This is a genomic window from Stenomitos rutilans (assembly GCF_059505485.1).
Genome location: NZ_JCACKR010000057.1, coordinates 1 through 25310, shown reverse-complemented (window position 1 = coordinate 25310; position 25310 = coordinate 1). Strand labels below are relative to the sequence as shown.

Here is a 25310-nt window from a genome sequence, read left to right as displayed (position 1 = left end):
CAATGCATTAATCATGCTCTAGTGACTGTGCTCTGGCTTCTACCTTTTGATATATTTCAAACTCAATTAGCTCCAGCCTCAGATTGCAGCGATCGCCAACATTTTACGTTTAAGCAGTAATCAGTAGATTAGACTTCCTGCATGAATCAGATTTTGCCCCCCAGCCCCCCAAATTTGGGGGGCATCAGTTTTAGCTTCCCCCAAACTTGGGGGACGGGAGGGGGCTTTTAAGTATTCGCGCAGGAGGTCTATTGTCTAAATAACACTCGCATCTAGAGTGTCTTGTTAGCCATCACGAGTAAGCGGGGAGTGCGATTGCTAAGTCGCTAAATTTCCGTTCACGGCTTGCCGAATGTCTGGTAATCGGACGGTTCTGCCACCTTCAGTGCCGGGACACTCTGTGGCGACGCGATCGCGGTGTCCCATCATACGGGGTAAATTGCGGGTGCCAAAATCAGCCGTTGGTGTAGGAATAGGTGTCACTGTATTGGTAATGCCGTAGCGCTTACAGAGTGTTGTACATAGCGCTATAGCGGAGTTGTACATGGCCTGATTGATTGTAGCACTGGTATAAACGCCATCAAACGCAACTCCCAGGCCATCATTCACCACATCATGGGCACCTCGTTTTGTTTCGTTTCGCGCAGAGTAAACTCGTCCGCTCGGCATCACGATGAAATGGTAGCCAATATCAGCCCAACCGTTGCCGTTCACATGACCGTTGTAGATGACGCGCATGCGGGCCGCTTCATCCGCGATCGAGGCATTGGTAGCAGGCGGATTAGTGAGAAAGGTATGGTGCAGCGTGATGCCTTTGGGTTGCAGGGCAGGTAGGTCAGACGGTGTGGGCGTGCTCGTCCACGTGGTGCGGGGTTGTGCCTGAAAGGTTCCAGCCTGAGCGCCGATTACCTCAATAATGGTCTGGGCTTTGTCTTGCTCAGAACCAATGATTTCAATAAGACGCTGCCCGGTTTGGCGCAGCACAGTTTGAGCCTGCCACTTGCCATCCTGCACTCTAGGGCGAGCCAGCTCTAAGGTTTGATCGGCCCGTAAGATCAGTTGGTCGCCGTTGTTATAGTTAGTGGCATCACCTGCAAGGGTCAGGGTCGTTTCTACCTTCACCTGTTTGGGCGGGTTGGTAAAGCTGACACGAGGGGGGCGCGGTTGGGCCGCAACGACATCGATCGTCGTTTGGGCACGATCGCGGCCATCAGAACTGATAATCTCCAGCACACGCTTACCCGGCTGGTTGAACCCGATGGTTGTTTGCCATTTGCCAGCGTTCACAAATGGTTTTGCTAGATCAAACTGCTGATCAGCTCGTAAAATGAGCGCACTGCCATCGGGAAAATTGGCGGCTGTGCCACCGATCGTCGCCGCTTGCAGCACAGGGAGCCGAGTTGGTACCTGGGTAAACTGAAGTTGTTTTGCCTGGGGTGCTGTGGCAACTACCGGAATCGTGAGTTCGGTGCTTTCTGTACCGACCTCAATTTTGAGACGGCGATTCCCCGCTTGTTGAAACAAAAAATCGATCTGCCAGGTGCCATCCAGGTTGATGTCTGGCCCAGTGGCGCGAAATTGTCCATCGATCGTCAACAATAGGTTATTACCCGCATAAAAAGGGGAGGCAACCCCTAAAATGGAAAAGCGCTGTTGCACCAGCACTGGACTTTGGGGGGCTTGAGTAATCTGAAGCATACGGAAGAGTTCTCCAAACGGGAGCATTTTGGCTGCTGAACCAGTTTGCTCAATGAGGCCAAAATGGTCAAGGGCGACGATGCGAACACATCACCGATCGACCACTGGGTTATAGCTTACCAAAGCGACGATCGCGTTGCTGATAGGCTGATAACGCCTGGTGAAAGGCACTGCGATCGAAATCAGGCCACAGCGTATCTGTGACATAAAGTTCAGCATAGGCCATCTGCCAGAGCAAGAAATTACTCAGCCGCATTTCCCCGCTTGTGCGAATCAGCAAATCTGGATCACAAATGCCTGACGTATAAAGATGCCGTTCAAACACCGCTTCGTCAATTTGATCGGGTTGCAAAAGCCCCTGCTGCACCTGAGTGGCAATCGTACGGCAGGCTTGCAGAATTTCTTGTCGTCCCCCGTAGTTTGTGGCAACCGTAAAGCGGATGCTCTGGTTGTGCTGCGTTAGCTCGACCGATCGTGCGATTTCGTCCTGGAGCGATCCTGGCAACGCCTGCAAATTCCCCACAAAACGGATTTGTACGTTTTCCTGCACCATTTCCCGCAGTTCTTGCCGCAGCACCCGCTCAAAGAGCGTCATCAAAAACTCCACTTCCTCTGACGGTCGCCCCCAGTTCTCGGTTGAAAAGGCATAGGCTGTGAGTGCCTGAATGCCCCAATCACGACAGCAGCGGAGGAGATCCTTCAGCACATCTACCCCACGGCGATGTCCCATAATTCTTGGCATACCGCGTCGCTTTGCCCATCGTCCGTTGCCGTCCATAATGACAGCCACATGTCTCGGCAGGCGATCGCTCGTCAGATCAGCAGGCAACTCCTTCAAACCAGTTGGTGTTACGGTCATGGTCTCTCCCAGCAGCAGACAAGTGCATGTATAGCGTGAACAAAAAGCGTGTGTCTGTAGATTGTCGCCCTTAACTTTTACCCTTAAGACGATTTAGAAACCGGGAAACCAGCGATAGTCCTTGACTACCCATCTGACGCACCAGACTCCGGAGATTAGGCGCAACTGTGTCACGATCGGCCGTTTGTGAGAAGCGCGCTTCCAGCAATTCCTTGAGTTTACTGCTGGTCAGTGGACGGTTTAGGGTTCCCCGTTCTGCCAGCGAAATTGATCCAGTTTCCTCAGAAACCACTACGCAAACACAGTTTTCAACGCGCTCAGTGATGCCCATCGCCGCACGATGACGGGTGCCTAACTGGCGGGAAGCGGTTCGTTCCGAGAGCGGCAAAATCACCCCTGCTGCAATCAGACGATTGTCACGAATTAGGACGGCACCATCATGCAGCAGCGTCGTGGTTTGAAAAATGGTTTGAATCAGCTCCTTTGAAACTTCAGCATTCAATCGGACACCGGGCACCGAAAAATCACGTTCATCGATCGGGCTACTCGTCTCTAAAATCAGTAGCGCACCAATCCGGTTCTGCGATAGCTCTTTAACCGCATCGACAATTTCATCCGTGACACTACCAGATTTCAATGTGGTTCTTCGTGAAGATTGGAACAATTGCAAGAGTTCACCTCGACCCAGTTGCTCCAAAAAACGACGAAACTCTGATTGCAAAATAAACGCCATTGCCACAGCCGACCCAATGACCAAATTGCCCAGGACAAAACTCAACAGCGTCAACTCTAAACGCCTGCTGAGGGCGGCAGCCAGCATCAGCACGATGAAACCACGCACCATCCACAGAGTGCGCCGTTCACCGATAATGACCAGCATCATGTAGGTGAGGGCAAGGACAAGCCCCACATCAAGAAAAAATCTCAGATTTTGAACGGTCAGAAGCGGTAGGGACTGCATCCAGCTAGGAGTCGTCGTCAGCAGCCATTGCCTCCATAGATATCCCATTGATCTGGATTAACCCTACGCTTCTACACGTCCTAGTCTCTAAACTCTGAGAGGCAGCGAATGCGATCGCCGCTCATGCTTGCAATGTCTGCAATCGCTCCGGCAACCGATCTTGACGAATCAAATCCTGATAGGTTTCCCGCTGCAAAATAATGTTTGCTTCTCCGTCATGCACTAAAACGGCGGCGGGTCGAGGAATGCGATTGTAGTTGGAACCCATGCTGTAATTGTAAGCGCCCGTTGCCATTACTACGAGCAAATCCCCCGGTTGCGACGCTGGCAACAAGGCTTCCTGGATCACAATGTCACCAGATTCACAGTGTTTGCCCGCGATCGTTACCGTTTCTGTTAATGGAGCCGACATCCGGTTTGCCACCACTGCTCGATAGACTGATTGATAGGTGATGGGTCGCGGATTGTCTGACATGCCGCCATCGACTGTAACGTAAGTGCGGAGACCAGGGATCACTTTCTGTCCGCCCATAGTATACGCTGTGACGCACGCCGAGCCGATGAGCGATCGCCCCGGTTCACTCAAAAGTCTTGGTAAGGGAAGGTTTTGGGCTTGGCAAGCAGCGGCGATCGATTCGCTCACGACCTTTACCCACGCATCAATACTTGGTGGATCGTCCGCTTCGGTATAACGAATGCCCAAACCACCGCCGATATCCAACTCTTGGATTGGCAACCCGTACTGAGCCGCTTTACTCAACCATTGCACCATCACAGCGCCCAAATCGTGATGCGGCTCTAACTCAAAGATTTGAGAGCCAATGTGTGCATGCAGACCAACACACGCCAGACTCGGCTCCCGACTAATCAATTGAAAGACATCATCCAACTGATCAAGCCCAAACCCAAATTTGCTATCGATGCTGCCCGTCCGAATGTAGTCATGGGTATGGCATTCAATGCCGGGGGTGAGGCGGAGGAGGATGCGGATGGAGTGTGGGGAGTAGGGGGGGATTGAGTTTTGAGTAGCGCTTTGCGCCGTGATGCTAGAGAGTTTTGAGTTTTGAGTAGTGCTTTGCGCCGCGACGCTAGAGAGTTTTGAGCTGTAAGTTTCAAATGCTAAATCGAGCGGTTCTTGTTCATTCGCTCTCCCTGCCTCCCCTGCCCCCTCTGCCCTCTCTGGCTCCTGTCTTCTGACTCCTGACTCCTCCGCGATCGCCACCAGGGTCTTCAGTTCATGCCAGTTATCCACCACGATCGTGCAGCCAGCCTCTACAGCGAATTGAAGTTCTTCACGCGACTTATTATTGCCGTGGAGGTAGAGCTTGGTCGGACTTACCCCTGCTTGCAAAGCCGTATACAGCTCCCCACCCGAAACGATATCAATGCCTAGACCTTCACTTGCTATGATCGCGCAAACTGCCAGACAGTTCCAGGCTTTGGAGGCATACAGCACTTGCGATTCACCAGGATAATAGCGGGCAAAGGCATCTCGATATTGACGACACGCCGATCGCAGGGTGGTTTCGTCCAATATATAGAGAGGGGAGCCAAACTGCTGTACTAGATCAACGACATCGCAGCCGCCAATTTCAAGCTGCTCTTTCTGGTTCACCGTTGCCGTCAGGGGTAGCAATTGCTGGTTGGGCGATCGCTGTGCTAACGTGCCGTCTGCCTCGCTCAAATAGCGATGTCCCGTTGCCTGAACCGCTGTCGCGTGAGTCGATCCCATGACATCATTCCTGCCTTCGTTAAGTAGCATACGTGCATTTGTGATCTCTAGTTTACAATCGAGCCTTAGCAATCCTGAGCAAATCCTGCTTGATTCTGAGCAAATAACGTACTTTTCGTGACCTTCCTCGTACTTCAGCCTCTCTCTGCGGATCTACTTCCTGCCGCCCTAGCGCTTGATCAACGCTGCTTTGGCGGACTTTGGACGCTGGACAGCTATCGACGAGAGCTTGAGAGTCCTAACAGCGAGTTGTTGGTTTTTGTAGAGAAGGCAGAGGAGGTAGGGGAAGCAGAGGAGGTAGGGGAGGCAGAGGGATCGAGGGCACAAGAACCGCTCGATTTAGCATTTGAAACTTACAGCTCAAAACTCTCTAGCGTCGCGGCGCAAAGCGCTACTCAAAACTCAAAACTCTCGCCCCCACCCCCCACGCCCTACTCCCCACTCCGCACTCCCCTAATTGGCCTCGGCTGCTACTGGGCCATTCTCGAAGAGGCTCACATTACCATGCTGGCGATCGATCCCCTCTATCAGCATCAGGGGTTAGGGCAAGCATTGCTGATTGCCTTAATGGTGTCTGCTCATGATCGTGGTTTGGAGCGAGCAACGTTGGAAGTCAGGGTTTCCAACCAGGCAGCAGTGTCGCTTTATCACAAGTTTGGCTTTCGTGAAGCGGGTCGCAGGCGGTGCTACTACCCAGACAATGGCGAGGATGCGTTAGTGCTATGGCATGGAGGGTTGCAGAAGCCTGAGTTTTCTACGTGCTTAACGGACTGGCATCAGCAAGTGAACGATCGCTTACGTCAAACAGGCTCGCAGGTGGGCGTTGAGAGTGATCACCCCATCTTTCAACAGCTTAAGTTCGATGCTTAAGAGATTAAGAAATCTTACTTGACTTACGAGACACTTTCCGAGGACAATTTTCCTCCGTGGCAGTTCATTACACTACAGCAAGTCACTGGTGCAGGTACGGTAATCACGGTTCGACTGGGGCGTGTCTTTAAGCCTTCAGCAGAATTCGACTATGATAGAATCAACTCTACCGAGCAAGCAGTAGGTGACAGAAATACGCCATGTTTGAACGCTTCACAGAAAAAGCCATTAAGGTGATCATGCTTGCCCAGGAGGAAGCACGCCGCCTAGGACACAACTTTGTGGGTACTGAACAGATCCTCCTGGGTCTGATTGGAGAAGGGACCGGCGTCGCCGCCAAAGTGCTGAAATCAATGGGCGTCAACCTCAAAGACGCTCGGATTGAAGTAGAGAAAATCATCGGTCGAGGCTCTGGCTTCGTTGCCGTTGAGATTCCATTTACACCACGTGCCAAGCGGGTTCTGGAGCTTTCTCTGGAAGAAGCCCGTCAGCTTGGACACAACTATATTGGGACTGAACATTTGCTTCTCGGCTTAATCCGCGAGGGCGAAGGCGTTGCAGCCAGAGTTCTGGAAAATCTGGGTGTTGACCTTTCTAAGGTACGCACGCAGGTCATTCGGATGCTGGGCGAAACCGCAGAAGTGACATCTGGCGGTGGTCAGGGTCGCACCAAAACCCCAACGTTGGATGAATTTGGCTCAAACCTGACCCAAATGGCAGCCGAAGGGAAGTTAGACCCAGTTGTGGGTCGCCAAAAGGAAATCGAACGGGTGATCCAAATCCTGGGTCGCCGTACAAAAAATAACCCGGTGTTGATTGGGGAACCGGGTGTGGGTAAGACCGCGATCGCAGAAGGTCTGGCTCAACGCATCGCCAATGACGACATCCCAGATATTCTCGAAGATAAGCGCGTTGTCACGTTAGATATTGGCCTCCTGGTTGCAGGCACCAAATATCGCGGTGAGTTTGAAGAGCGCCTGAAGAAAATCATGGATGAAATCCGCTCTGCCGGAAACGTCATCCTGGTGATTGATGAGGTTCACACGCTGATCGGTGCGGGTGCGGCTGAAGGTGCGATCGACGCAGCCAACATTCTTAAACCAGCGCTGGCACGGGGTGAGCTTCAGTGCATTGGTGCCACCACCCTGGATGAGTACCGCAAGCACATTGAGCGTGATGCTGCCCTTGAGCGCCGCTTCCAGCCTGTAATGGTAGGTGAACCCAGCGTTGACGAAACCATCGAAATCCTTCGCGGTCTGCGTGAACGCTATGAGCAGCACCACAAGCTGAAAATCTCTGATCTGGCCCTGGAAGCCGCTGCCAAACTTTCAGACCGCTACATTTCAGACCGCTTCTTGCCCGACAAAGCGATCGACTTGATTGATGAAGCGGGTTCCCGTGTTCGTCTGATTAATTCTCAGTTGCCACCCGCTGCCAAGGAATTGGATAAGGAATTGCGTCAAGTCCTGAAAGACAAAGATGATGCGGTTCGCTCCCAAAACTTTGATCGGGCTGGGGAACTGCGCGATCGCGAAATGGAAATCAAGGCCGAAATTCGGGCGATTGCTCAAACCAAGAAGAACGAATCGACAGGCGAAGATGCTTCTCCCATTGTGGATGAAGAGGACATTGCTCAAATCGTGGCTTCCTGGACGGGCGTTCCTGTGAATAAGCTAACGGAATCCGAATCCGAGAAGCTGCTCCACATGGAAGACACCCTGCACCAGCGCTTAATTGGTCAAGAAGAAGCCGTGAAAGCGGTTTCTCGCGCCATTCGTCGCGCTCGTGTTGGGTTGAAAAACCCGAACCGACCGATCGCCAGCTTTATCTTCTCTGGTCCAACTGGGGTTGGTAAGACAGAACTCACGAAGGCACTGGCAACCTACTTCTTCGGTTCTGAAGAAGCCATGATCCGGCTGGATATGTCGGAATACATGGAACGCCATACGGTGTCTAAGCTCATCGGTTCACCTCCAGGCTACGTTGGGTACAACGAAGGTGGTCAGCTTACGGAAGCCGTTCGTCGTCGTCCCTATACCGTTGTCCTGTTTGACGAGATTGAGAAGGCACACCCCGATGTCTTCAACATGCTGCTGCAAATCCTGGAAGACGGTCGCTTGACCGATGCGAAAGGTCGCACGGTGGACTTTAAGAATACCCTGCTGATTATGACCTCCAACATCGGTTCTAAGGTGATTGAGAAAGGGGGCGGCGGTCTGGGCTTTGAGTTCTCTGCTGCGGGCGATGCAGCTGAATCTCAGTACAACCGCATTCGTTCTCTCGTTAACGAAGAACTGAAGCAATACTTCCGCCCTGAGTTCCTCAACCGTCTAGATGAAATCATCGTCTTCCGCCAACTGTCGAAGGACGAGGTGAAAGAGATTGCGGTCATCATGCTCAACGAGGTCTTCGGACGTCTGCGCGACCAGGGTATTACTCTAGAGGTCACGGAACGATTCAAAGATCGCTTGGTTGAAGAAGGCTACAACCCCAGTTACGGTGCCCGTCCGCTGCGTCGAGCCATTATGCGCTTGCTCGAAGATTCGCTAGCGGAGGAAATCCTCTCTAGCCGTATCAAAGACGGCGACACTGCTGTGGTGGATGTGGATAGTGATGGACAGGTCAAGGTGCTCCAGGGTGAAAAGCGAGAGCTTTTGCAACAAGCCGCCGAGTAGTCCTGACAACTCCTATAACTTTCAAAGCGGTAGAGAGGCATTCTCTCTACCGCTTTCGTCTTTAAACCGCTTTCAAAAAAGCCTATGCCTAAAAACAAAAAAGAAGAGCGCTTTGGTAAGCAGCCACCTCGCCACAACTTTTTCCTGAATCCTTATACAGATGCACGCTTTACCAGGTGTCCTAAATGCGATGCCAAAACGAAGCAGCGGAAGCTTCCTCTGTTTATTTTTGTTGCGCCTGCTATTCCGATCGCCCTTAACAAAACCTGCCGTTACTGTCCCGCCTGTGACCTGCTCATTGCCCACAAAAATCAACTTGATGATCTACTGACCGCGATGTTCACTCAATCTCGGCAGCCAGCTATGATCGGCAACGATTACTTTGTGATTGGCACCGTCGATCGCGCTGATTGGAAGGAGGGGAAACACGTTCAACATATGGATGAGCTACGGGCGATCGTCCACGACTTCAAGAAAGTATTGGACTTTGAGCTACAGCGCTATGGGTGGATGAAGGAATAAGGCTGCTATCCTTCTTCTGGTAGGTAAGGAATGATCCCCTTCTGAAACGCTTCTTCCTGAATTGCTCGTGGTGCTTGGCGGGCATCTATGATGTATCCATTCACAGAAATCATCCAAACCAGTGGGTTGCGATCGATCATGCTAGCCAGCGACCAGTTTGGGTCCATCTGATGCATCTTCATGACATCCCGAATCTGCTTCGATTTTCCCTGTCCTGTACTTTGGCCCACACCAAACAACTGGTAGATTTCGGTTGCCTTCATGTGGGGCGTTTGAGATGAGTCAAATAAGAAGTTGACTGTGCCGATCGCGTGAACAAACCCGCAAGCCCAGGTATTGGCTTTGCCACTTGTTAATGGTGAAGGGCGTTTGCGGCAAAGAGCAGCCGTCAGATAGCGGCAAAGCTGGGCATATTCATCGTTCAGATGCTCTTTGCAGAAGCGATCGGTCAGTTGAGTCAGTTCCTCAAACTTTGCCCGCATGGGTTCAGGGACGTTTTCTGACTTGGTTGGTTTAGGCATGGACTTTGCTGATTATAGTGAAGCATGACTGACCTGAAGACATTCTTGCCGAATCAGCCCTCGTTTTACCGACTTAACCACGCGATCGCGCTCCGGATCCACTCTTCAGCATCGGCGGTTTTGGACAGGGTACTGCTTTGCCCAATCGTTTGCAATGCTTGGGAGATTTCGCTGTTGGTATAACCGAGCGCTAGCAGCGTCATTTCCACATCTTCTTGAATGGAGAGGACAGGCCCCGCAGACGGTGTGGTGATCATGCCTGCCTGCTGTCGCCATTCTGCCAGCTTGGTTTTAAGTTCCAGTGCGATCCGTTCGGCAGTTTTGGTGCCCACGCCTGGAGTGCGAGAGAGCGCGCGGGTATTGCCAACGACGATCGCCTGCACCAGATCTTGCAAGCCCATCGTATCCAACAACGCCAGCGCCAGTTGGGGGCCAATGCCACTTACACTGACCAGTTGCCGAAACAAATCTCGCTCGGCAGAAGAGTCAAACCCAAACAGCACCACCTGATCTTCGCGCACATGGAGATGGGTAAAAATTTGTACCGTCTCACCAATGCCCACCAATTGCAAAATCCGAGGCACAATCTGAATGTCATATCCAATCTGACTCACCTCCAGCGTCAGCGTCACCCGGTTATTGGCTTTTTGAACGTAGGCAACTGTGCCCTTGAGATAACCGATCATGCAGGTAAGTAGCAAGAGTAAATGGGCAAGGCGCTAGATTGAAATAAACAGCCATTTAGCGCCGTTCCTCAATAATCGTTTCAGATAGTGGTTTTCCCCGCACCTGAAGAAGTTGTCGATCGGTTTCCTGCCGATAGCGAGGTTGGTTGATTTGCTCAACTAGGCCAGAATCGAGCAATGCTTGATCGAATGCTGTTCTTTCAGATGTTAGAGCTTTTGCAACGAGATATTGTTGAACGGCTTGATCCACTTCTTTTAATTCTTCGATTTCAAGCTCTCGAAGTTGATTAAGAATCTCTTGAAGTGCTGCTTGAGCCATACGTCTTATTTGCTTAACGATCAAGTCCTTAGCGATATTATGGCAAGAAATTGCATCTGCATATAAGCTCGTGTCTTGTGGCTTTCAATCAAAGAAACCCAAAGTGCTGTAGTCCTTCTAGAATGCCACCAGCACATTCGGCAAGTGCAAGGTAACGATTGGGATTGGGATGGGCGCGGTGCCATTGGAGCAATTCGGGGCGGGCGTTGCCGACGATGATGCCGCGTTCGGAGCGATCGCAAAACAGCGCGATATCATTGCCAGAATCACCGCAGGCAACGGTACGGGCAGGTTCAAACTCCAGAAATTGTCGGACAAAGGTCATTGCCATACCTTTATTCGCCTGTCGTGGAAGAATGTCTAGGTCTTTGCCACCGCTGAAAATGACCTGAGCATCTACACCCTGTTCTTCAAGCAATGCCTCTAAGTCAGGAATGACTTCTACAGCAGCTTGTTCGCTCAAGAAGTAGCTGACTTTAAAGGGACGTTGCTCCGAATCGGGCTGAGGCGTGAGGTCAACAAAGCGAGCGGCACTGTTCGCCACCACATCTCGCTGCCAACCGATCGAGAGCTTTTGGAACCAGATAGAGTCAGGTTCTTCACTATCCTGATGATAAATTTCAGTGCCGACCGCACAAATAAGGATATCGGGCGGCAAGAGAGACTTTTCGGTGGTGAGGTGTCGGTAGCTGGTGAGCGATCGCCCGGTGGAATAGACCAACTTAGTGCCGTATTGCTGGCGGTGCTGTTCTAGCTGCTGGTTGAGAACGTGCATGGCGCGATCGTCCCCCACCAGCGTATGATCCAGGTCAGTCACAAAAAGAAATGGCTTCACGGTACAGGTCAGTGCGAGGAGGTGTGCAAGTCATCCCCTCAGAGTGTATCGTTCAGCGTGACGTGTTGTGAACAGCAGCGGTTAGGGAGTGGGGAGTGGGGAGTAGGGAGTGGATTAAAGGTAGAAGGCACACAGCGGTTGGGCTTCTTCTCACAACCAACAATTAACAACTACACTCATCGATCGGCTTCTTTGGTCACAATTACCAGATGGGCTGTCAGTTCTGCAACTCGTTGCGAATCGGCTTCGGCTCCTTCTCGATCGCCCAGTGCCGATCGTAGTTTGCTGCGTTTGAAGTAGGCGGCGGCGAAGTCAGGGTTGGCGGCGATCGCGGCATCGAAATCGGTAACGGCTCCCTTATTGTCTGTCAGAGTTGCGCGTACTAAGCCTCGTTGGTAGAGGGCATCAGCGGGATTGGCTCCGTTTTGCATGGCTTGCTCCAACACCTGAGCGGCAGTGGCGGGATCGCCCAGGATAATTTGGATGGCGCTGTGATGAATGGCGGCAGCGGTGGAGGTGGGGTAGAGGTGGGCGACCTGGGTGAAATCGGCGATCGCGCCTTCTGTATCGGCATTCATTGCCCGGATAAGGCCGCGATGCAGATAGGCTGATGCTAGATGAGGATTGACCTGCACCACGTAGTCAAAATCCGATAGTGCGCCGACTTTATTGCCAAGTTTGGCTTGCAAAATGCCTCGCTGAAGGCAAGTTTTTACAGGATAAAGACTGTTTTCAACTGCTTGATTGAAATCGTCTTCTGTGGCACGATTTTCGCCCTGTTGCGTGTGAGCCATGCCCAGATACAGGTAATCTTCAGGCAACTTGGGCTGGAGGCGTAGGGCTTCACCAAAGTCGTCCATTGCGGGCTTGCGCTTGCCCAGTTCCAGGTGTGCCAGTCCACGCTGCACGTAAGCAGGAATGGAAGCCGCTTTGCCGATGAGAATTGGGTGAAAGTCGGCGATCGCGGCTTGAGGAGTCCCCACATCGCTATGCAATTTACCGCGATGAAACCGAGCAACATGCAAGCGGGGATTGAGTTTTAGCGCCTGATCAAAGTCCTGCAAGGCAAGAGCCATTTCACCGAGTTCTGCTAGCAAAATGCCTCGTTGTACCAGTGCTTCCGCAGACGACGGATTGATCGTGAGTTCCTGGTTAAAGTCAGCGAGGGCGGTTTGCTGGTCGCCAAGAGCAGTCAGGAGTACGCCTCGATTAAGATGTGCGCCGATGGTGATTGGATTTGCCTGTAGCGCCTGATTGAAGTCGGCGATCGCGCCCTCTTCATTGCCCAGCTTGACCAGCACCAGACCCCGGTTGAGTGCAGCCGTAGCAGGATTTGGGCTAATGGTAAGCAACGTTTGCAGGTCAGCCGCAGCCGCAGCCGTATTGCCCAGCTTGAGGTGAATGGCACCCCGATTGATGTAGGCTTCAACCAGATTGGGGTCATGCTGAATGGCATGGTTCAAATCGGCTAGTGCGCCTTCAAAGTCTGCCAGCCGTGCCTTGAGCAGCCCTCGATGCAGATAAGCGCTATCAGAACTGGGGTCAAGGTGAATGGCCTGGTCAAAATCCGCGATCGCGCTATCCATTTCACCCAGCGCTGTTCTCAGCATTCCTCGTTGCAAATAGCCAGCAGCCGAATCCGAGTGCATCCGCAAGCAGCGATTAAAGTCCTCAAGAGCCGCATGGTGGTTGCCAATGAGGGCACGAAACAGCCCACGCTCAATGTAAGCATCGGCGGCATTTGGCAACATTTGTACCGCAAGGTTAAAGTCTTCAGAGGCTTTCTGGCGATCGTCCAGTTCAAGCTGCATCACGCTGCGGTAGAGATGCGCGTTGGGGGTGTTGGCGTTCAATTTTAGGGCTTGCGTAAAGTCAGCGATCGCGGCTTCCCGATCGCCCAGTTCAGCCTGGATTTTGCCTCGGTTTACCAGTGCCTCAACAGAGCCAGGGTCTAGCTCCAGCGCCCGATTGAAATCTTCCAGTGCCTTGGGCTTATTGCCCAGCGCCGCACACGCAATGCCGCGTTGCAGATACGCCGAAATCGCATGAGGATTGAGTTTGAGTCCTCGATTGAAGTCATCCAGAGCACCTTGAGAATCGCCCAGCGTTGATCGCACCAAGCCTCGCTGCACGTATGCTGCTAGCAAATTAGAGTTAAGCTTCAGGGCATGGTTAAAGTCGGCGATCGCGCTCAACTGATCTTTCTGTTTTGCCCGTACAATGCCACGGTGAACGTACACATTCGCAGCATTTGGATTGATTTGAAGCGCCTGATCGAAGTCCGCGATCGCCTGCTCCGGTTTGCCCATTTCTGCATACGCGATGCCGCGCTGCAGATACGCCGCGATCGCATTCGGCGCAAGTTCTAACGCCTGGTTGAAATCTTCCAACGCCCCAGAAACGTCTTTTGTGGCCGATCGGACAATGCCCCGTTGAATGTAGGCAGAAACTGCATTGGGTGCAAGCTGCAATGCCTGGTTGAAGTCCTCTAACGCACCAGCAGGATCGTTGAGATCAGCCCGCACCATCCCGCGTTGAACATACACAGCCGGAGCCTTGGGTTTTAACTGAAGCGCCTGATTAAAGTCTGTAACGGCACCTTGTTTATTTCCCGCATGAGCCAGAGCTGTGCCGCGCCCCATGTATGCCTCAGCAATGTTGGGGTTGATTTGCAACACGTCGTTAAAGTCGGCGATCGCGCCCTTGTGATCGTGTAGTGCCAGCCGCGCATTCCCCCGATGCAGAAACGCCCCCGCATACTTAGGGTAAAGTTGAATGGCTTCGGTCAGGTCGGCAATGGCTCCCTTGTAGTCGCCTTTTTGAGCCTTCGCTAACCCTTGATTCAAGAACGCTTCGGCATTCATAGCTGGGGATCGGTAGCAGTACCGCTCAACTATAGCCACAGACACTTGATGATAGCTCCGTTGTTTTGCGGAGACGTGAGGTCTAGAGGCTACGTAGGTTTGCGGGGGAGTGATTAGTTGTTGGTTGTTGGTTGTTGGCAGTAGGAAGAGGGGAAAGGCAAAAGGATAAAGAAGGTAAAGGTCTACTGAGCGCTAATGGCTGACCACTGATAGCTCTTTAACTTAAAACTCAAAACTCAAAGCTTCTACGCTGACCACTGATAGCTCTTTAACTCAAAACTCAAAGCTTCTATGCTAATAGCTGACCGCTGTTAGTCCTCCCTTTAAGTAAGCTTTATCAGAAACTGCGCTTTGATAAAGAAACTACAAGGGTAAGATGTTCTCCATCTGAGTATTCATAATGATAGAGGTTTCTGCCATTCGCCCATTCGCCTGCCATGCCAATCGATTTTACTGTTGCCATTCGCACGTATAACGCTGAGCAGCGTTTGCCAGAGGTGCTCGATCGCCTGCTGACCCAAACGGATACAGACGGAATCCGCTGGGAAATTCTGGTGGTGGATAACAACAGCACCGATCGCACAACGGCTGTAGTGGAAGACTATGCTCAACGATGGCGATCGGATAGCCAACTGCGCTGGGTTTCAGAGCCAAGACAGGGTAGTGCGTTTGCCCGTGATCGTGCCATGCAAGCGGCTGAAAGTGAAAGCCTGGTTGGGTTTCTGGATGATGACAACTATCCTGCTGCAAGCTGGGTGGCAGAAGCATACCACTTTGGGCAAGCACATCCGGAGGCGGGGGCCTATGGTGGTAATATCTTTGCCAAGCTTGATGCGCCACCCCCACCCGAATTTCACCAGATCAAATTTCTGCTGGCGGTGGAAGAACGTGGAACGGTTCCCTTTCGCTACACCGCGCGAGGGATGGCACCCAATGGTCCCGGCTGTGTCATTCGCAAGCAGGCATGGCAAGAAGCGGTACCGCAGCAGCGTCGGCTCAAGGGACGCGATGAAACCTGGAAAACGATGATTGCAAATGCGGAAGATATTGAGGTGATGCTCTACATCCAAAGTAGCCATTGGGAGCTTTGGCACAACCCCAAAATGGAAGTGTGGCATCATCTTCCCCCCCGACGGTTTGAGCGTGAGTATCTGCGGCGGCTGGCTCAAAGTGGTGGGTTAGCCGCACACTCCTGCCGCTACGCAAAACTGCTCCCCTGGCAGCGCCCCCTGATGCCATTCTTCACACCGTTTTATGTGCTTTTAAGCGCGTGGCGAGCGGGGACGTACTATGTGCAGTACAGACACCAATTTCCGACTGATTTGGCGAAAGATTGTCTCTTCCAGTACAAGCTGCACGTCTTGCTTAGCTCGTTTCAAACGCCCAGTGTGCCGTCCAAGGACTGAGCTACGTTTGGTTGAAGTGTTTGGCAGAGCGATCGTGCCTCAACGCCTTGGAGGATGTCTCAAAAGCGACAAATCAGCGAGCAATGGCTAGGGAACGGATGCATTGGATGGCAAATTTCGAGCAAGAGCCGTTAGCCATCCGTTTCATCCGGTATGAATCCGCTGCTAATCATACTTCTCAGACATCCTCTTAGTGGTTTCTTCTGAAACGGTGACTGGATTCAGCGTTGAGTTAGGTGATGGGTTTGCGATCGGCCACTTTTTTCATCACATCCAACATACGTGGCACATTAATTGCAGCATTAAAATCACACTCTACGTCCTTACGTCCCTGTGCCCCCATTTGACGGCAGAGGGTTGGATTATCCAACAGCGATCGGATAGCGGTTGCCAAAGCAACTTCGTCTCCCACAGGTACAATCAGCCCTGTTTCGCCGTGACGCACCATGTCGATCACGCCCCCAACGCCTGTACTAATCACCGCACAACCCGATGCCATCGCTTCTAGATACGCCCACGGTGAAAGGTCAGCCGTCGTTGGTAAGACGAACAGATCGGCTTTGGCATACAACTGGGCCAGACGATCGTCATTCGGGCCAATGTCCGTATACAGATAAACATTTGGCGGCTTCGTTGCGGGTGGCTCCTTGGTGACGAGATGCAACTCGGCACGATCGGCAAACTGGTTGCTAAAAACGTTGAGCAACCGATCGCCCCCTTTGCGTTCAAAGTCTCCGCCCACAAACAGAATCTTGGGTTTTGCATCGGGAGCAAGGGGTGGGCGATCGATGGCTGACCAGTGTTCAAGGTCTAAGCCTGGGTGAATGGGCTGCACCTTCTCACGCGCAATGCCGCACTCATTGACGAGAATGCTGTCACCCCAGGTAGACCAGGGAACAAACGCTGCCGTGCGTTTGGCGCACCACAAGTCAAGCCCTAACCGAAACCGATGTCGCCGGAGGGATTTGTTAAAATCTTTGGGGTAAATCGGATAGGTATAAGGGTCTACAATAGGCGGATCGTCATTGTTCCAAATGATCAGCGGCTGCTTAGAAACCAGGCTGCGGCAGCAGGCAAAGACGTATGCTTCAAACAGGTGAAATAACACCACATCCAACTGCTGCATTTGCTTCAACACCGGGGCGGATTGGTACAGAATCACGGCCCTTGTATACAGTGGCTTTGGCAAGTATTTGAATGGATTTGGCTCATCTGGGGCAATAAAATGCTTTACGGGTGCCCAAAAAAGCTCGACATCCGGATCGCGCTCTGCATACTTGCGAAAATTGAGGTAGCGGGTCATGTTGCCCATGCCGACGCTTAGCACAATCCCAAAACGGTACCGCTTGTCAGCGTGACGGCTAAAAGCGGACTGTTCACGAAAGGGGCGTTGTATCACAGGCTTACCTTAAAGTTCAGGCTGAGAGCCGCTCAACGAGTGTGATCGTTTGGCTAAAGCTCATCAGAGTAAAGACGGTACAAGTCAAAGATAGTCACTAAACGATCTTTCAAGGGAGCGCTAAGAGGACGCGATCGCTCCACTCTAGCCATCCCGAAAAACGATTGTCATTGATTCTACTTTTTCTTCAAAAACACTGAAAAGGAATTAATGGCGTTTATGAAATCTTTGCCACGGCGCTTACAGCCGCTTTATATCTTGCATCAGGGATCTATTGTGCCAGTTTGGCGGCAGAAGCAAGCACACATCGAAAAGGGAACCTCCTTTCTGTATGATAGGGAGAGCGATCTAGCGCTGTGGGTGGATTGCTGTTTTTGATACTTCTGGAGCTATTGGTATGGTCACTCTCAAAATTGCCGTTTATATTGTTGTTGCCTTCTTTGTTGCGCTGTTCATCTTTGGCTTTTTGTCTAACGATCCTGCCCGTAACCCTAAGCAGCGGGATTTAGAGTAACCATCGCTTCAGTACAGCATGGAGGTAGGGGTAGCTTGGGCTGCCCCTACTTTGTAAGTGGGGCAACCCTTAGGGGTTGCTTATTCGTTTGAGACTGCTGCAATATGCCTTATCCGGCTTCGCCCCCTGTTCCCCCAGCTTTGATTACAACCCCTTCTCAGGAGGTTCATCATTCAACCCAAGCACCCCCTGTTGCCTCAGCCGTAGGCTCACCATCCGCCACAAACCATCAGGCGCAGCCCCATACGGGTATAGCTGGTTCGCCTGTATCGGCGATGGAAAGTTTGCCCACTGTGGCGACGTTCAGACAGCAGACGGGCGCATCACAAGCCTCACTGCTGGGAACGACAACGACAACGGGTTACCTCTTACAGCAAAATTTGCAGCCAGGAGTCTTCAAGCCTCTGGTAGAATCTGTTGCCTCCAAGCAGAAGCTCAACGACAAAGCAAATCGCAACAGCGAGCAACAAGCAACCACGCCTGACGACAGCTTGCTGCCAGCAAAGGTCAGGTTGTTGCCCTTCCAGCGATCGATCGCAGCCCCACCAGCAACAACTCCAGCAGCCCCACCCAACTCGATAGCGCCGTTTAGAGTCGCAGAGCAGCCGCAAACTGGCGCAGCCGCGTTGTTAGAGCCTGCCAAAGCGGTGATGTACTCCCTGTCAGGGGCAACGCAGCAAGCTCAAAAGGCAACTGAGGCGGCGGTCATGTCAGGGTTAAGTGACGCGATCGTGTTGGATGAATTTGCTCAAGAAACGCTGGCTCAGGAAGAAGCGGGTACACCCGGCAAATCTGGTTTAGAGATTCGTGCTCAAGCGACTGATCAAACCCCGTTGCTGTTGCCCCTCCCTACGCTCGATCAACCCCCAGGCAATCCACTTCCTGCGCCAACCCCCCTTCCGGGGCAACTCTCAACGCCTCCTGGCACCCAAACTCAACCACCCACACCACAGACTCCCCCCTCAAGCAGTTCTCCCCCCACCACTGGAGAAACACCAGGCGCAGGATCGGTGATTGAGCTGACGGCAGATCGACAAGAATATGATGAACAGCATAAAACGTTTACCGCCGAAGGAAAGGTTTTGATGCGGTTTCGTGGAGCACTTCTGGATGCCGATCGCGTGCAGGTCAACCTCGATAATCGACTGGCGGTGGCTGAGGGCAACGTTGCGTTGACGCGGGGCAATCAGGTCTTACGTGGGCAACGGTTGGAATACAGCTTCGTACAGGGTACGGGTAGCATCCTGAATGCCAGGGGTGAAATTTTCCTGCCGCAAGCGGGTACCGATCTGGCGATCGGCACCAGAGGTGACAACGAAGGCGTGACGATCGCCCGTCCTGTAAGCGATCGCGTGACGGCTGCCCAACCCACACAGAACGTAAATAGCTCTGGCAGTTTTGGGTTTGGCATTGGCTTTGGACGGGATATTAGTCGGGTACCCGGCGGCGTTCCCCAAGGAGGGCAAATTCGGCGGTTGCGCTTTGAGGCTGATCAGATTGACTTTACGCCCGATGGCTGGGTTGCCAAAAATATTCAGATCACCAACGACCCCTTCTCACCACCAGAACTGGTCTTGAAAGCGGAACAGGCCACCCTTACCCGCGTGTCGCCTTTGCGTGATGAAATCCGTACCAGACGGCCACGGTTGGTGTTTGATCAACGCTTGACGCTGCCGTTTTTTGTGCCTGTGATTGCGCTAGACCGTCGGCAGCGATCGCCAGCGCTTTTCCGCTTTGGCTACGATGATGAAGATCGGGGTGGCCTGTTCATCGAACGTAGTTTTGACGTGTTGTTAGCAGACCCATTGCGAGTGACCTTCACGCCTCAGTTCTTCTTACAGCGGGCGCTAAGCAATGGCGGCAATCCCTTTAAAGCAGAAAATTTTGGCTTCAAAGTGGGGATCGATGCCGATCCAGGGCCATTTACCAGTATTCGCGGGAAAGCCTCCTTCACGACTCTGGATGTTAATGATCTGGAAAACAATGTACGAGCCAGCTTACGGGCACGGCAAATCATCGGCAACCATATTTTGGCGCTGGATTATAGCTACCGCGAGCGCTTGTTTAACGGCTCGTTAGGCTTTCAGACGGTGCAGAGTAGTCTGGGTGCTATCGTGCTATCGCCCAAGATTCTTTTAGGGAACTCTGGGATCGAACTCACCTACCAGGCAGGTTTTCAGTACGTTACGGCAGATACCGATCGCCTCAATTTGTTGGCAGCGAACCGCACCAATAATCGGATTAGCCTGGGACGATTTGGTGCCACTGCCCAACTTGCGCGTGGCTTTACACTTTGGCGGGGAACCGCACTGCCACCTACACAAGCCGAAGGGTTGCGCTACAGCCCGGTACCGCTCACACCCTACATTAACTTAGGTGTGTCGCTGAGGGGGGTTGTCAATGCTTATACGAATGGCGACACGCAGCAGAATCTAATTGCCAGCGTTGGGATCAGCGGACAGTTTGGGCATTTTTCTCGCGACTTCTTTGACTACACGGCCTTCAGCATTGGCTATGCCCAATTCATCGGGAGCGGGCAATCCCCCTTTCTGTTTGATCGCACCGTAGATACCCGCATTCTCAGCATTGGCGTCACCCAGCAAATCTATGGCCCTTTCCGGATTGGGTTTCAAACGTCGATTAACCTGGATTCTAGTAATCAGTTCAGTACCGATTACATTCTGGAATATAGCCGCCGTACCTATGCGATCGTGTTGCGCTACAACCCGGTACTGGCAATTGGCGCGATCGGGCTACGCATCAGTGACTTTAACTGGACAGGTGGCACTGATACCTTTGAAGGTTCTGACATTACGCCTGTAGAAGGGGGCGTCATTTTGCGTCGTGATGAATAGTACCGGATAATAACAGTTGAGCAGGCATGGCTTTTACATCAAACTGCCCCAAAGCCTGTATGGTGATTTCACGATTGCGCTTCAGGACTAAAGTCCAAATATACACTTGGGATAAGCTGCGCTTGTCTGCACTCACCAAGCGCCTTGCTGATACAGCGAGGATCTATGACAGAACTGGTCAACCATTCCACAGAACGATCGAATGATGCAGCAGCTTGTGCCATTAAGTTGCTGCATCACTATGGCTTTGATCTGGGGGGGCAACTGCTGTCGCAGCTGCTGATCGATTGGCAGCAGCATTACCCAACCGCATGGATACGCCTAGCAACGATCGAAGCGCTCTATCAGGGACGGTATAAAGCCATTTCGGTTGAGCAAATTTTAGCCATGTGGCAACGACGGAGCCAGCCGCTCCCTCACTTTAACCATGAGTTTGAGCGTTTGGTGTGTGATCACTTGCCCGATCATCAAGCTGTCAGCACCGCTTCTACTCAGCGTGAATCACCTTCTTCGCGATCGACACCGCTAAGCACTCAAGCGCCACAATATCGTGCAGCTCTACAGCTCCCTCACTTTGAACGTTCGCCGTTACCTGAAGCCGATGTCATGCTAGCGCTGAGAACCCTTCACAGTCAAGAAATGGCAGCACTCCAAGAAGCGGCGATCGCAGAAGTTGCGCAGACAGAAGCGCTACCAGCAACCCAAACAGACGATCATTCATCGGCGCAGACTTACTCCTATAGCCTGCGATCGAGCGAACCATCGTCTCCATCCGTTGCCCAAGAGCAAGATGCCGCCACAGAGCAGGAGGAACGCGAGCCGCCTCGCCTGATGGAAGACACGCAAACAACCAAGGAGAATCAACAGGGAGAAACGGGTCAAGACGCTGATGTTAATGAGTCTCCAGTAAGCAGTGCCGCGTCGCCAGAGGAGCCTTTTGCCGCCCTCAATGCTCAATCAGACAATGAGCCAGATCACCATCAGCTTACGGAAAATTCTGTGTCTACATCACCACCTCTCAGTGAAGTTCAAGCGCTGCAACTTCCACCCGTTGGCACGATCGCTAAAATTTTGCAGCAGCTAGAGCACCAGGAACTACAAGCTAAAGTCAATTTGCCAGCCCTGGGATTGATCACTGCTACACTCAAACCAAAATTACAGTCGCATCTCACAACGCCCTACCAGCCGTCTTGGCTGACTGATCCTTCCCGAAAGCAGCCCATTCATCAGTTCACTCCAAACTCAGAGCCATCCGATTTCTACAGCAAGCTCAAAACCGTCGCCCAACCGCTAGAAGAGCCGCAAGAAGACGTGAGCTAACCTGACGGTTAGTTAGCTGTCATTCTAACGGACTCGCTAGGAAATAAGATCCCACTGCTCATCCATTCATTCACCCCTTCAGCCTGAGATTTTATTGGTTACCAGTTCCCTAACCGTTTGCCACTTGACTGTTTTTTCAAGAAAAATTATCCAGTCAGATAACTCGTTTCGGACGCACAAGCTGCACTATTCTAGCAAGCGCTTGCCGTCTTTAAGCGTGAAGGCACCTTATTAAGCGCTGAAAGCTGCTTTTAGACTCGCTTTACGCGGTTTGCTCAACAGACGGCTGAGCACCTGGGTCAGCGGGTGGAGTGACCACACCCTTACGAATTTCAGAGCAGAACGATGTCATACTAAGACCACCGAATTGCTTCAAGATGCTAGTACGTAGGCGCAGGTTGGGGCTAGCAAACCACAGCCGCTCCTCTGAATACATCGTTGCGTCTTCGGTGATTAATGTCAGCGCGTTATCACTACCCATGACGTAGCGACCCGCACCAGGGGCTTTCTCGGCATAGCCCATTTCTCTGAGCAGTTTGCCTTCATTCGGCTTGTCAGAATCGGCGATCAGCACGAGCACCGTACTCCCTGTATGCTTTTTTTTGTCCCGCTCCATCGCGCCATCCCAAATAACCCGCGCACCGCACAGTGCTAGCTCCGGATCCGTTTCGTGCTGTTCACACAGCTTGATAACGTCAAGATCAGTCTTGGGTAGCAGTTCAATCTGAAGCTCTGATTGACCGTCGTTGGTTTGTTTGAACGCCGAATGGTGGCTCGTGCGCTGCAAAAACCACTTACCGCTGCTGAGTTGGAAAAACTCCACAATATCCATCGTTGTCAACAACCCTTTGTTCCGGATGCTTGTGTCTCTATTGTAAGGTTAGCAGGGCTTTAGTTGAAAAAGAACGGAGAGAAGGAATACATGAAGCAGCTAGACCGTTACCGCTAACCCGAAGGGCGCTAGGCTAGCCAAATGTCGTTTACACGATCGCGACAGCATTCCGCACGCAGTTGCCCCATTCCAAAAGGGCACTCTCTAGGAGACTGCTCAATAACTTGCCTTGATTAAAGTGCGTTAAAGGCTATGCATTTACCATTTCTTCACCACGGATCACTATTTCTTCATCAGAGATATGTTAGGAAGGAGCACGGTGGGGTAATTTAGGCACGCAAATGCTATTGTTGCCACGCTTCATGACACACCGTCCATCCTGCACATTCCATAAGCTTTGACACATGACACAACGCAAACGGGCACTCATCACCGGCATCACAGGTCAAGATGGCTCTTACTTAAGTGAATTGTTATTAGAGAAAGATTATGAAGTCCACGGCATTATCCGGCGGACATCCACATTTAATACCGATCGCATCGATCACATTTATGAAGATCCCCATAATCAAGAAGCACGTCTTTTTCTGCATTATGGCGACCTGACCGATGGCACGACACTACGACGCATTTTAGAAGACGTAAAGCCGACCGAAATCTATAATCTTGGCGCGCAGTCACACGTTCGTGTCAGCTTTGATTCTCCCGAATACACAGTAGATACGGTCGGTACGGGTACCCTTCGCCTTCTGGAAGCCATTCGGGACTACCAGCACCGCACAGACATCCAAGTGCGCTTCTACCAGGCAGGGTCTTCTGAGATGTACGGCAAGGTGCAGGAGATTCCTCAAAGCGAAACAACTCCTTTTTATCCCCGTAGCCCATACGCCTGTGCCAAAGTGTATGCCCACTGGCAAACGGTGAACTACCGCGAATCCTATGGGCTGTTTGCGACGAATGGCATTCTGTTCAACCACGAATCGCCCCGCCGAGGGGAGACGTTTGTGACCCGCAAAATTACCCGCGCGATCGCCCGCATTATTGCTGGTCAGCAGAAAAAACTTTACCTGGGCAACCTGGATGCCAAACGCGACTGGGGCTATGCCAAAGACTACGTCAAAGCCATGTGGCTGATGCTCCAGCAGGACGAACCAGATGATTACGTGGTTGCTACAGGCGAAACCCATGCCATTCATGAGTTTCTGGAGATTGCCTTTGGCTATGTCAACTTAAACTGGCAGGACTACGTGGAGTTTGACGAACGTTACCTCCGTCCCGCTGAGGTAGAACTGCTCATTGGCGACCCTACCAAAGCGAAACAAAAGCTGGGTTGGGAGCCATCTGTCACCTTCGAGCAACTCGTTTACTTGATGGTCGAAGCTGACTTGAAAGCCTTGGGGCTAGTTCCCTTAAACGGGCACATACATCAGCCCGTGAGTGACCATGCTACTGTCCGCCAAAATGCAGGCAGTCAACGCTCTTAAGCGCTGATTCTACTAAGCGCGATCGCGGCCCTTAAGCTGTAAGTCGAGGCAGACGAAGCGGATGCTCAAGGACAGAAAGCGCTATCGTTAAGCACTGCTGTGCCCTGAGCGCTAGTTCGGGCCAGTTTTTGGCATTTCAGACGTTCTCGCGATCGCCACAAAGGTTAAGACATTGGGATGAAAGAGTGCGTGGGGGCAATGCCCCCAGCCAGAGGTTACACCCCATTCTTAGCAACCTGACCATTACTAGATCGCAAAGAAGCTATCGCCGCTCAGTAAGAAGATAGGCTGTCCCAACTGATCACGTTTTGGGCTTTAAACGAAAAATGTCCAACCTGAAGAAACTCACCCGCTTACCACAACCAATGGCTCAGTGGACTGTTCTTTAAGTTGGACATGCGATCGGAGCGGCGAGATTCGAACTCACGACCCCTACTACCCCAAAGTAGGAACCTACCCGTCCGAACGCCTCGTATACAACGTTTGCAGGAATTCTCAATAGATACGTATATCAAAACCATCTCAATCTTTCGCACAATCTCCATTTCACGCCTAACCACAGGGTATAAAACCCCTTTTAAATCGGCATTTTCACGATTGACCCACCTTCCCGCTACCTGGCAGTAAGGGTGAAGTAGTGTTTCACCCTTTGCTATGTTCAGCATTTATCAAACCACCAACCAGGGCGTACAGACCCGATCGCACGTATTAGCGGTACTGAGGCAACGAGACGGTCTCACTCGCAACGAAATTGTTACAGCATCGAATGGAACCCTGACCTACGAGCAGGTACGGCGACAGACCGAAAATCTTATCTTTGAGCGCTTAATCAAATCGCAACACGAAGGCAGACAACGGCGGTACTACCTTCGCCAAACCTTTATCGGTGAATCCGTGCTTTCTGCCTAGTGGTCAGTCAATAAAAGTCTGACGAGTCTTCTGGGCAATCTAGAAGCAG

The 25310-nt window shown here is 52.0% G+C and carries 20 protein-coding genes and 1 tRNA gene; 9 read left to right on the top strand and 12 right to left on the bottom strand.

Annotated elements, in window-relative coordinates:
- Positions 1–318 precede the first annotated feature (318 nt).
- From AC5JLP_RS09595 to lysA, 4 genes are all read right to left on the bottom strand, one after another.
- The gene (locus tag AC5JLP_RS09595) at positions 319–1698 is read right to left on the bottom strand and encodes a peptidoglycan recognition protein family protein (protein ID WP_496067709.1); all 1380 of its coding nucleotides are present in this window, start codon (positions 1696–1698) and stop codon (positions 319–321) included.
- A gap of 109 nt (positions 1699–1807) precedes the next feature.
- Positions 1808–2557 (bottom strand): polyprenyl diphosphate synthase, encoded by a 750-nt coding sequence (uppS, locus tag AC5JLP_RS09590; protein WP_496067708.1) that lies wholly within the window; start codon positions 2555–2557, stop codon positions 1808–1810.
- Positions 2558–2627: 70 nt separating this feature from the next.
- The gene (cdaA, locus tag AC5JLP_RS09585; protein WP_496067707.1) at positions 2628–3566 is read right to left on the bottom strand and encodes a diadenylate cyclase CdaA; all 939 of its coding nucleotides are present in this window, start codon (positions 3564–3566) and stop codon (positions 2628–2630) included.
- Between the two features lie 73 nt (positions 3567–3639).
- Entirely contained in the window at positions 3640–5250 is a 1611-nt protein-coding gene (gene lysA / locus AC5JLP_RS09580; RefSeq protein ID WP_496067706.1) for a diaminopimelate decarboxylase, read from the bottom strand.
- Between the two features lie 117 nt (positions 5251–5367).
- Here lysA and rimI point away from each other — a divergent pair, with 117 nt between their 5' ends.
- From rimI to AC5JLP_RS09565, 3 genes are all read left to right on the top strand, one after another.
- Positions 5368–6120 carry a ribosomal protein S18-alanine N-acetyltransferase gene (rimI, locus tag AC5JLP_RS09575; protein ID WP_496067705.1) on the top strand — a complete coding sequence of 251 codons (753 nt, stop codon included), beginning with the start codon at positions 5368–5370 and terminating at the stop codon, positions 6118–6120.
- A 200-nt stretch (positions 6121–6320) separates the two neighbouring features.
- Positions 6321–8795 (top strand): ATP-dependent Clp protease ATP-binding subunit, encoded by a 2475-nt coding sequence (locus tag AC5JLP_RS09570; RefSeq protein ID WP_496067704.1) that lies wholly within the window; start codon positions 6321–6323, stop codon positions 8793–8795.
- A gap of 84 nt (positions 8796–8879) precedes the next feature.
- Positions 8880–9317: a hypothetical protein gene (locus tag AC5JLP_RS09565; protein ID WP_496067703.1), complete on the top strand. Its 438-nt coding sequence runs from the start codon at positions 8880–8882 to the stop codon at positions 9315–9317.
- Between the two features lie 5 nt (positions 9318–9322).
- Here AC5JLP_RS09565 and AC5JLP_RS09560 read toward each other — a convergent pair whose 3' ends face one another.
- The 5 genes from AC5JLP_RS09560 to AC5JLP_RS09540 form a co-directional block, all read right to left on the bottom strand.
- Positions 9323–9838, bottom strand: a complete 516-nt coding sequence (locus AC5JLP_RS09560) for a DUF6398 domain-containing protein (protein WP_496067702.1) — start codon at positions 9836–9838, stop codon at positions 9323–9325.
- A gap of 65 nt (positions 9839–9903) precedes the next feature.
- Positions 9904–10524 carry a Holliday junction branch migration protein RuvA gene (gene ruvA, locus AC5JLP_RS09555; RefSeq protein WP_496067701.1) on the bottom strand — a complete coding sequence of 207 codons (621 nt, stop codon included), beginning with the start codon at positions 10522–10524 and terminating at the stop codon, positions 9904–9906.
- 55 nt (positions 10525–10579) lie between these two features.
- Positions 10580–10843: a hypothetical protein gene (locus AC5JLP_RS09550; RefSeq protein ID WP_496067700.1), complete on the bottom strand. Its 264-nt coding sequence runs from the start codon at positions 10841–10843 to the stop codon at positions 10580–10582.
- Between the two features lie 88 nt (positions 10844–10931).
- Entirely contained in the window at positions 10932–11660 is a 729-nt protein-coding gene (locus tag AC5JLP_RS09545) for a sucrose-phosphate phosphatase (RefSeq protein WP_496067699.1), read from the bottom strand.
- A gap of 194 nt (positions 11661–11854) precedes the next feature.
- On the bottom strand, positions 11855–14542 hold the full coding sequence (locus tag AC5JLP_RS09540) for a tetratricopeptide repeat protein (RefSeq protein WP_496067698.1): 2688 nt from the start codon (positions 14540–14542) through the stop codon (positions 11855–11857).
- Between the two features lie 437 nt (positions 14543–14979).
- Here AC5JLP_RS09540 and hpsE point away from each other — a divergent pair, with 437 nt between their 5' ends.
- Positions 14980–15948: a hormogonium polysaccharide biosynthesis glycosyltransferase HpsE gene (gene hpsE, locus AC5JLP_RS09535; RefSeq protein ID WP_496067697.1), complete on the top strand. Its 969-nt coding sequence runs from the start codon at positions 14980–14982 to the stop codon at positions 15946–15948.
- A gap of 232 nt (positions 15949–16180) precedes the next feature.
- Here hpsE and AC5JLP_RS09530 read toward each other — a convergent pair whose 3' ends face one another.
- The gene (locus AC5JLP_RS09530; protein ID WP_496067696.1) at positions 16181–17347 is read right to left on the bottom strand and encodes a glycosyltransferase family 4 protein; all 1167 of its coding nucleotides are present in this window, start codon (positions 17345–17347) and stop codon (positions 16181–16183) included.
- A gap of 397 nt (positions 17348–17744) precedes the next feature.
- Between AC5JLP_RS09530 and AC5JLP_RS09525 the strand changes: the two genes are divergently transcribed.
- The 3 genes from AC5JLP_RS09525 (at position 17745) to AC5JLP_RS09515 (ending at position 22036) form a co-directional block, all read left to right on the top strand.
- Positions 17745–17861 carry a photosystem II reaction center protein I gene (locus tag AC5JLP_RS09525; protein WP_106254363.1) on the top strand — a complete coding sequence of 39 codons (117 nt, stop codon included), beginning with the start codon at positions 17745–17747 and terminating at the stop codon, positions 17859–17861.
- Between the two features lie 104 nt (positions 17862–17965).
- The gene (locus AC5JLP_RS09520; protein ID WP_496067695.1) at positions 17966–20716 is read left to right on the top strand and encodes a DUF3769 domain-containing protein; all 2751 of its coding nucleotides are present in this window, start codon (positions 17966–17968) and stop codon (positions 20714–20716) included.
- A gap of 165 nt (positions 20717–20881) precedes the next feature.
- Positions 20882–22036 (top strand): hypothetical protein, encoded by a 1155-nt coding sequence (locus tag AC5JLP_RS09515; protein ID WP_496067694.1) that lies wholly within the window; start codon positions 20882–20884, stop codon positions 22034–22036.
- Positions 22037–22298: 262 nt separating this feature from the next.
- Here AC5JLP_RS09515 and AC5JLP_RS09510 read toward each other — a convergent pair whose 3' ends face one another.
- Complete coding sequence (locus AC5JLP_RS09510; RefSeq protein WP_496067693.1) at positions 22299–22880, bottom strand: phycobiliprotein lyase; 582 nt, start codon at positions 22878–22880, stop codon at positions 22299–22301.
- A 392-nt stretch (positions 22881–23272) separates the two neighbouring features.
- Here AC5JLP_RS09510 and gmd point away from each other — a divergent pair, with 392 nt between their 5' ends.
- Positions 23273–24352 carry a GDP-mannose 4,6-dehydratase gene (gene gmd / locus AC5JLP_RS09505; RefSeq protein WP_496067692.1) on the top strand — a complete coding sequence of 360 codons (1080 nt, stop codon included), beginning with the start codon at positions 23273–23275 and terminating at the stop codon, positions 24350–24352.
- Between the two features lie 403 nt (positions 24353–24755).
- On the opposite strand, the gene AC5JLP_RS09500 is transcribed toward gmd, so the two are convergent.
- Positions 24756–24824: transfer RNA gene (locus AC5JLP_RS09500), tRNA-Pro, on the bottom strand.
- A 182-nt stretch (positions 24825–25006) separates the two neighbouring features.
- Here AC5JLP_RS09500 and AC5JLP_RS09495 point away from each other — a divergent pair.
- A complete protein-coding gene (locus AC5JLP_RS09495) occupies positions 25007–25261 on the top strand; it encodes a hypothetical protein (RefSeq protein WP_496067691.1) in 255 nt (84 codons plus the stop codon).
- Positions 25262–25310: the final 49 nt, after the last annotated feature.